The sequence below is a fragment of the Kitasatospora sp. NPDC059599 genome (assembly GCF_042735125.1).
Classification (GTDB): domain Bacteria; phylum Actinomycetota; class Actinomycetes; order Streptomycetales; family Streptomycetaceae; genus Kitasatospora.
Genome location: NZ_JBHWCL010000246.1, coordinates 1 through 8,407 on the forward strand (window position 1 = coordinate 1; position 8,407 = coordinate 8,407).

6 protein-coding genes and 1 pseudogene are annotated in these 8,407 nt (G+C 72.1%); 3 read left to right on the forward strand and 4 right to left on the reverse strand.

What is annotated here, in order from left to right:
• The 4 genes and pseudogenes from ACFV04_RS42530 to ACFV04_RS42545 form a co-directional block, all read right to left on the reverse strand.
• Window positions 1-143: pseudogene (locus tag ACFV04_RS42530) on the reverse strand (ATP-binding protein); the annotation flags it as partial.
• Complete coding sequence (locus tag ACFV04_RS42535) at window positions 124-549, reverse strand: DUF742 domain-containing protein (RefSeq protein WP_380348232.1); 426 nt, start codon at window positions 547-549, stop codon at window positions 124-126. The pseudogene ACFV04_RS42530 and the gene ACFV04_RS42535, both read right to left, overlap by 20 nt.
• 163 nt (window positions 550-712) lie before the next feature.
• Window positions 713-1,126: a roadblock/LC7 domain-containing protein gene (locus ACFV04_RS42540; protein ID WP_097236138.1), complete on the reverse strand. Its 414-nt coding sequence runs from the start codon at window positions 1,124-1,126 to the stop codon at window positions 713-715.
• 10 nt (window positions 1,127-1,136) lie between these two features.
• Window positions 1,137-4,940 (reverse strand): nitrate- and nitrite sensing domain-containing protein, encoded by a 3,804-nt coding sequence (locus ACFV04_RS42545; protein ID WP_380536464.1) that lies wholly within the window; start codon window positions 4,938-4,940, stop codon window positions 1,137-1,139.
• A gap of 591 nt (window positions 4,941-5,531) precedes the next feature.
• On the opposite strand from ACFV04_RS42545, the gene ACFV04_RS42550 reads away from it, so the two are divergent.
• From ACFV04_RS42550 to gltX, 3 genes are all read left to right on the forward strand, one after another.
• Window positions 5,532-5,798, forward strand: coding sequence for a hypothetical protein (locus tag ACFV04_RS42550; RefSeq protein ID WP_380348236.1), 267 nt, complete (start codon window positions 5,532-5,534; stop codon window positions 5,796-5,798).
• 334 nt (window positions 5,799-6,132) lie between these two features.
• The gene (locus ACFV04_RS42555; protein ID WP_360262022.1) at window positions 6,133-6,933 is read left to right on the forward strand and encodes a fumarylacetoacetate hydrolase family protein; all 801 of its coding nucleotides are present in this window, start codon (window positions 6,133-6,135) and stop codon (window positions 6,931-6,933) included.
• A partial coding sequence (gene gltX, locus ACFV04_RS42560) for a glutamate--tRNA ligase (RefSeq protein ID WP_380536466.1) occupies window positions 6,926-8,407 on the forward strand: 1,482 nt, incomplete at its 3' end. The genes ACFV04_RS42555 and gltX, both read left to right, overlap by 8 nt.

The following is an 8,407-nucleotide window of genomic DNA, read 5'->3' on the forward strand; positions in this document are numbered from 1 at the left end:
GTCATGACGGCTTCGGTGCGCAGCGGGTTGATCTCGGAGACGGCGCCGACGAGCGTGGTCTTGCCGACACCGAAGCCGCCCGCGACGACGATCTTGGCCGACGTCGTGGCACGGGCGGGTCCGTTAGAGCTTGCGAAGTCCACTGAGGACCCTTTCGAGCAGCGTGACATCGGGCGTTCCGCCCGACTCGCCCGCGGCGGCGGGCTGGTGGATGGCGACGAGACCGGCCTCCGCGAGGTCGGCGACGAGGATGCGGGCGACACCGAGCGGCACACCGGCCAGTGCGGAGATCTCCGCGATGGACTTGACCTCACGGCAGAGGTTGACGATCCGGGCGTGCTCGGGGAGCAGCCCGCTGGTCCGCTCGGCGGACCCGGTGGTGGAGATCAGGGCCTCGATGGCGAGTTGGTAGCGGGGACGGGTCCGGCCACCGGTCATCGCGTACGGGCGGACCAGCGGCTGCTGCTCGTAACCGTCGGACTGCTGGCCGCCGTAGCCGCTGCCGTACCCGTTGCCGTACGGGCCGCCGGGTGTCGAGGGCGGGGTCATGGGTCCTCCTTGTGCTGCAGCCTGAGCAGCCGGTTCCAGCTGGGGCAATACCAGCTGAGGCGGGATCAGCTGCCTGAGGGTAGCTGAGGGTGAGACGCCGGGGCCGGTCGGGTCGGACCCGGCGGGGAGGTCGGACGGATGGGTGGGTCCGCACGGACTCCGGTCAGTGCAGGAGACTGCCCTGGAGTTCCGCGCGAAGTGCGGGGGTGAGGACGGCGCCGGCTCGGTCGACGAGCAGGGCCATCTCGTAGCCGACGAGGCCGATGTCGGAGTCGGGCGAGGCCAGGACGGCGAGGGCGGAGCCGTCGCTGATGGCCATGAGGAACAGGAAGCCCCGCTCCATCTCGACCACCGTCTGGTTGACCTCGCCGCCCTCGAAGATCCGGCTGGCGCCGGAGGTGAGGGAGGTGAGGCCGGAGGCGACGGCGGCGAGCTGGTCGGCGCGGTCCCGGGGGAAGCCCTCGGACATGCACAGGAGGAGGCCGTCCGCGGAGACCACCACGGTGTGGGACACCCCGGGGGTGTTGTCCACGAAGTTGGTGATCAGCCAGTTCAGGTTCTGTGCGGCCTGGCTCATCTGGTTCAACTCAACGCTCCTGGTGATCTGCGCCGTTGCCGTCGGTCCGGCCACCGAAACTATCGAATCCCGGCTGCTGGGCACCATGCGGGAAGCCCTGCTGGTTGGAGCCCTGCTCGGCCCCGGCCCGGCGGCCCTGCTGGATGCCGCGGCGCAGGTTGGTCAGCCGGCCGCGGACCTCCTCGGGGGCCCGGGAGACCTGGGGCCCGGTCAGCGGCGACGCCTCGGCGGTGCCGGAGACCAGGTTGGCCTGCGGGGTCCGCCGGGGCAGGCCCGACATGGTCACGCCGTTGGTCGAGGGCTCGCGCACCTGCTCGGCGCGGCGCCAGCGCTCGTCGTTCGCGGACGGGCGCCACGGCGCGTCGTCGGGGCTCGGCTGCTGCGGGGCCTGCGGCTGCTGGGCCTGCTGCTGCGGGGCCTGGGGCTGCTGCGGGGCCTGCTGCCGGGCGGCCTGCTGCTGCGGAGGCTGCTGGGCCTGGCCCTGCTCCTGGAGGTCCGGCGCGGAGGTACCCGGCCGGCGCGGCTGGTAGGAGCGCGGCCGCGCCTGCTGCTGGGCGTCGCCCTGCGGGTACCAGGCCTGCTGGTCGGCGGGCTGCTGGCCGGCGGCCGCGGACGGGCCGGTCGGCAGCGCCATCGGCTCCTGGTACGGCAGCGGCTGCGGCTGCTGCGGGGCCTGCTCCTGGCGCACCGGCTCCGGACGCGCCGGGTTCGGCACGTTCGGCAGCACCGGCTCGACCAGGCCGAGGCCCAGCGGGTCGCGCGGGTCGATCTGGCTGGCCTCGAAGCGCGGACGCGCGAACTGCTGGGTGCTCTCCACCGGCGCGGGCTCGGCCGACGGCAGCGGCTGGGGCTGGGACTGCTGCTGCGGCAGCTGCGGCTGACGGTCACGCTGCGGCGTGTCCGGGCCGGGGCGCTGCGGACGCCGCGGACCCTGGGCGGCGCCGGGCCGGCCGGGGGCACCCGGGGCGCCCGGGGCACCCGGACCCTGACGGCCGGGGGCTCGCTGCGGCAGGCCGTCCTGCGGACGGTTGCCCGGACGGGCGCCCTGCTGCGGAGCACCGGGACCGCCGGGGCGGCCGTGCTGGGGCTGCTCGCCGGTCCGGGGGCCCGGACCGCCGTCGAACTCGCCACCGGGGCGCTGCCGTTCCTGGCCGGGCTGCTGCCGACCCGGCTGCGGCTGGCCGGCCTGGGGCTGGCCGGGCTGCTGCTGGCGGCCGCGCCGGGGCAGGCCGTTCGCGCCGGTCTGGCCGGTCTGGCCGGTCTGCGGCGGACCCTGGCGGCCCGGGGTGCGCTGCGGCAGGCCGCCCTGCTGCGACTGCTGCGGCTGCGACTGCTGCTGGGGCTGCTGCGGAGCCTGCTGGGCCTGCTGCGGCTGCGCGGGCTGTCGGCCCTTGCCCTTGCCCTGGCCCTGCGGCATCGGGTTCTCGCGCAGGGCCTTGCCGACCTGGCGGGTCGGCAGACCACCGGCGCGGCCACCGGGCGCACCCGGACCGGCCTGCGCACCCGGGCCGCCGGGCGCACCCGGAGCACCGGGGGCACCCGGAGCACCCGGGCCCGCCGGAGCGGCCGGACCGCCCTGGCCGAGCTGCGGACGGCCGCCCTGCGGGGCACCGCCGGCCGGACCCTGGCCGAGCGCGGCCGGACCGGCCTGGCGGCCGGGCGGCATCTGGCGCTGCTGACGCGGCGTCGGGGTGACCCCGCGCTGCTGCTTGCCCTGGGCGGGGCCGGGGCGGCCGGCGCCGCGGCGGTCGCCGGAGTTGGTGACGTCCACGGGGAGCATGACCAGCGCGGTGGTGCCGCCGGAGTCGCTGGGACGGAGCTGGATGCGGATGCCGTGACGCAGCGACAGACGGCCGACCACGAAGAGGCCCATGCGGCGGGAGACGGAGACGTCCACCGTCGGCGGGTTGGCGAGGCGCTCGTTGATCTCGGCGAGGTCGTCGGGGCTCAGGCCGATGCCGGTGTCGTGGATCTCGACCAGCACGCGGCCGTCCGGCAGCGCGTGGCCGGTGACCCGGACGCGGGTCTGCGGGCTGGAGAACGAGGTGGCGTTCTCCAGCAGCTCGGCGAGGAGGTGGACGAGGTCGTTGACGACGCGGCCGGCGACCTCGGCCGACGGGACGGCGGCCAGTTCGATGCGCTCGTACTGCTCCACCTCGGATGCGGCGGCGCGGAGCACGTCGACCAGCGGGACGGGGCGGGTCCAACGGCGGCCCGGGTCCTCACCGGCGAGGACGAGGAGGTTTTCGCCGTTGCGGCGCATGCGGGTCGCGAGGTGGTCCAGCTTGAAGAGGTTGGCGAGCTGGTCCGGGTCCGCCTCGCGGCTCTCCAGCTCGGAGATGAGCGACAGCTGGCGCTGGATGAGGCCCTGGCTGCGGCGCGAGAGGTTGGTGAACATCGCGTTGATGTTGCCGCGGAGGAGGGCCTGCTCGGCGGCCAGGCGGACGGCCTCGCTGTGCACCATGTCGAACGCGTGCGCCACGTGGCCGATCTCGTCGGTGGAGTCGACGGCGACCGGCTCGACCGTGGTGTCGACGTCGTGCGGGTCGCTCTCCGAGAGGGTCTTGACCAGCTCGGGCAGGCGGCGCTCGGCGACGTCCTCGGCCGCGGCCTGCAGACGGGTCAGCGAGCGCACCATCGAGCGGGCGATCAGACCGGCGCCACCGAGGGCGACGAGCATCACCAGGGCGACGGCGACACCGATGATCAGGGCGTCCGTGTCGGCCTGCGACTGCAGGTCCTGGGCCTTGCCGTCGAGGTTCTCGATGAGCTTGGACTCGATCCGGCGCTCAGCGGTGATCTTGGCGCTGGACTTCTCGTACCAGTCCTTGTAGCTGACCGCCTCGGTCTGGTGGATACCGCCCTGGATGAGGATCGTCTGGGCGTAGCGGTCGGCGTCGGCGACCACCGAGTTGTAGCTCAGCTGGCTGCGCAGGTTGTCCAGGTCGTGCGCGGTGTAGATGTTGTTGAAGCTGGCGACCGCGTTCTCGTACGAGAGGCGCAGGCGGATACCGAAGGACTCGTCGCTCAGGCTGAGGTCGGGCGCCTTGGGGTTGGCGAGCGCGGCGCTGATCAGGGCCCGCTGCTGCGAGGTCGCGTTCTTGGCGAGCGAGAACTGCTGCAGTGCGCGGGTGGAGACGACCAGGTCCTTGTTGTTCGACGCGAGCGCGATGTCCTGGGAGATGGACAGCAGGTCGCGGATGATCACGTCGTAGGCGGTGATCGTCGACTGGATGTTCTGGTTGTTCTGGTACGGCAGGCTGCGGGTGTCCGAGACCGAGTTCAGGTCGCGGCGGATCTGCAGCAGCAGCGCCTTTCCGCCGGACAGTTCGAGGTTCTCGAACTTGTCGGAGGACGCGGTGAAGGTGCGGCTCAGTTCGTCGGTGGCCTTGCGGGCGGCGACGATGTCGTCGTCCAGCTGGGCGTTCGGCTCGTGCGTCATCGGACCGGCGCTGATGTCGCGCTCGGTCTGCAGCGCGTCCGCGAGGTTGGTCGCCTTCTTGGCCAGGTCGGACAGGTTGGCCATCTGGGCGAGTTGCTGCGAGTTCTCCATCGAGCTCTGGATGCGCAGGCCACCGAGGACCAGCGAGACCAGGACGGGGAGGGCGAGCAGGGCGATCAGACGGGTGCGGATACGCCAGTTGCGCATCGCGAGCCGGTTCAGACCGGTGGCCCGGCGTCGGGTCAGGGAGGTGCGGAGTTTGTCGCGGGTGGACTTCCGCTCCTGACCGTCCTCCTCCGGTCGGCCTACGCCCTCGGGCGTCATCGGATCGGCCGGGCCGCCCGGCGCCGCCGCCTGCTGGGGGGCTGCCACAGGCTCGCGCGACTCCGGGTTACCCGCGGCGCCGCTACCCCTTTTGAAACGTCCCTGCACTGGCGTCGCAACCTCTGGACCGGGCGTCCCGCCGCGTTGCCACGGCCTGGACGGTGTCGAGTTTCCATCCGCACCCCGGCCGGTCCGGGAGAGCGGGTCACCGGGGTGGACCACTCCCTACCCACGGTCCGTCGCATTCCAGCACAGCCGGGGAATCCCAACAAGGGCCGCAGGAACCGGGCGCCCGGCGCTACCGACCGCTTGCGGAATCTCACGGACTGTGCGGTAACCGGACCGGAATACCGCCTTTTTCGGACACTCGCCGGATACATGCCAACCCGACCGTAGATCGAAAAGAGTCACAGACCTTCCGGAATGCCCCTTATCGGCCGGATGTCGGAAAATTCCGGTACGGCGATATGTCGGATATCTGAGTTTTGCTCGATATATTGTGACCAAAATCACAGTCTAATGTGTAGCTTTGGTCACGGTCTCTATGGAAAGAGATCTCGTAACCTGGGCAGTCTCCGGAGCACGGCCCCGATCAGCCTGCCCAGAACCCCTCCGAATCAATCGGAATCACTCAGGCCGGTGCCGATCCGCCGCGGATCGCCCGGCCACGACCACGAGGTGCTCTCGATGTCCCAGGCGAAGAACGCCACCAAGTCCACGCTGTCCTGCCGCTCCACCGCGAACCCGCGCCGGACGACGCTGGCCTCGGTCGAGGACTTCAGCAAGATCCCCGGCGCCCGCCAGCCCGAGGACGTCGTGACCTACGGCACCGAACTGCCGGCCAGCACCGCCAACCCGCGCCGCATCCAGCTGATGGTCGCCCCGGTCGTCGTCCTGGCGGACTGACCGCACGCACGTACGCCGGAAGGCGCCGTCGCCACCGACGTGGCGGCGGCGCCTTCTGCTGTTCGCCCGCTCGCCTCCGGGACGCTCGGACCCGGCGCCGACGGTCGGTGCTCCCTCGCTCGTGCCTCGCTCCCTCGCGGTCTCGCCTCCGGGGCGGGTGCACGTCCGCTCGCCGCTTCCGCCCCAACCGCGCTGAACAGGGGCAAAGCGGTCAGGCGGGGCCCCACGCGATAGCCTGGAGGCCGATTGACGGGGCCGCGCCCACCGTGGGCGGGGCGCCCACCAGCGCCCGGGCGCGCCCCGGGCGGCCGACGAAGCGAGGGGTATCCCAGCCGTGCGCATTGCCAGGTTTTCCGTCCGGGAAGGAAGCCCTGCCGCCGGCAGTGTCTCCTTCGGCGTGGTGGAGGGCGACCCTTCCCAGCCCGACTCGCTGGTCGTCCACGCGCTGGCCGGCCACCCGTTCGGCCAGCCCCAGCCCACCGGCGAGAGCTACCGCTTCCAGGACGTCCGGCTGCTCAGCCCGATGCTCCCCAACAAGATCGTGGCGGTCGGCCGCAACTACGCGGCGCACGCCGAGGAACTGGGCAACCGGGTCCCGGACGTCCCGCTGACCTTCTTCAAGCCGTCCACCGCGGTGATCGGCCCGACCGAGAGCATCGCGTACCCGCCGTTCTCCTCGGACGTCCAGTACGAGGCCGAACTCGCCGTGGTGATCGGCCGGATGTGCCGCGAGGTCCCGCTGGACCGGGTGCCCGAGGTGATCCTCGGCTACACCTGCGCCAACGACGTCACCGCCCGCGACGTGCAGCAGCGCGAGGGCCAGTGGGCCCGGGCCAAGGGCTTCGACACCTCCTGCCCGCTGGGTCCGTGGATCGAGACCGACCTCGACCCGGCCGACCTGGCCGTCACCTGCACGGTCAACGGCGAGCTCCGCCAGACCGGCCGCACCTCCCTGATGGTCCGCTCGGTCGCCGAGCTGATCGTCCACATCTCCGAGGCCATGACGCTGCTGCCCGGCGACGTCATCCTCACCGGCACACCCGCAGGGGTGGGCCCCCTCAACGTCGGCGACGAGGTCGCCGTCTCCATCGAAGGCATCGGCACTCTCGCCAACAAGGTGATCAAGCGTGGCTAACACTGACCCGGCCGTCCGGGTTCGCTTCTGTCCGTCCCCGACCGGCAACCCCCACGTGGGCCTGGTCCGCACCGCCCTCTTCAACTGGGCCTTCGCCCGCCACAACGGCGGCACGCTGGTCTTCCGGATCGAGGACACCGACTCCGCCCGCGACTCCGAGGAGTCGTACGGCCAGCTGCTCGACGCCATGCGCTGGCTCGGCTTCGACTGGGACGAGGGCCCGGAGGTCGGCGGCCCGCACGAGCCGTACCGCCAGTCGCAGCGGATGGACATCTACGCCGACGTCGCCCGGCGCCTGCACGAGGCCGGCCACGCGTACCACTGCTACTGCAGCACCGAGGAGCTGGACGCCCGCCGCGAGGCCGCCCGCGCGGCCGGCAAGCCGTCCGGCTACGACGGGCACTGCCGGGACCTGACCGACGACCAGGTCGCGGTCTACAAGCTGGAGAAGCGCGAGCCGATCCTGCGCTTCCGGATGCCCGACAAGACCATCTCCTTCGACGACCTGGTCCGCGGCACGCTCACCTTCGAGCCGGAGAACGTGCCGGACTACGGCATCGTCCGCGCCAACGGCGCCCCGCTGTACACCCTGGTCAACCCGGTGGACGACGCCCTGATGGGCATCACCCACGTGCTGCGCGGCGAGGACCTGCTGTCCTCCACCCCGCGGCAGGTCGCGCTGTACGCCGCGCTCGCCGAGATCGGCGTCGGCAGCGGCACCACCCCGCGCTTCGGCCACCTGCCGTACGTGATGGGCGAGGGCAACAAGAAGCTCTCCAAGCGCGACCCGCAGGCCTCGCTCAACCTGTACCGCGAGCGCGGCTTCATCCCCGAGGGCCTGCTCAACTACCTGTCGCTGCTGGGCTGGTCGCTGGCCGAGGACCGGGACCTCTTCGACATCGACGAGATGGTCGCCGCCTTCGACATCGCCAAGGTGAACGCCAACCCGGCCCGCTTCGACCTGAAGAAGTGCGAGGCGATCAACGCCGAGCACGTCCGCAAGCTGACCCCGGAGGACTTCGCCGGGCGCCTGGTGCCGTTCCTGCAGGCAGCGGAGCTGCTGCCGGCCGAGCCGACCGCGGAGCAGCTGGACGTGCTCGCCAAGGTCGCGCCGCTCACCCAGGAGCGGATGGTCGTGCTGAGCGAGATCGTGAACATGGCCGGCTTCCTGTTCGTGGCGCCGGAGAAGTTCGCCGTCGACCCCGACGACGCCGCCAAGGTGCTGACCGCGGACGCCCGCCCGGTGCTGGAGGCCAGCATCAAGGCGCTGGAGGACCTCGCGGACTTCACCCCGGAGCCGATCCAGGCCGCGCTGCGCGCGGCGCTGGTGGACGGGCTGGGCATCAAGCCCAAGTTCGCCTTCACGCCGCTGCGGGTGGCCGTCACCGGCCGCCGGGTCTCGCCGCCGCTCTTCGAGTCCATGGAGCTCCTCGGCCGCCCCGAGACGCTGCGCCGCCTGCGCTCGTCCCTGGAC

What these genes read in the sequence shown, in the direction of transcription:
- ACFV04_RS42540 (WP_097236138.1), bottom strand. Translation starts at nt 1,126, where the DNA reads ATGAGCCAGGCCGCACAGAACCTGAACTGGCTGATCACCAACTTCGTG.
- ACFV04_RS42535 (WP_380348232.1), bottom strand. Translation starts at nt 549, where the DNA reads ATGACCCCGCCCTCGACACCCGGCGGCCCGTACGGCAACGGGTACGGC.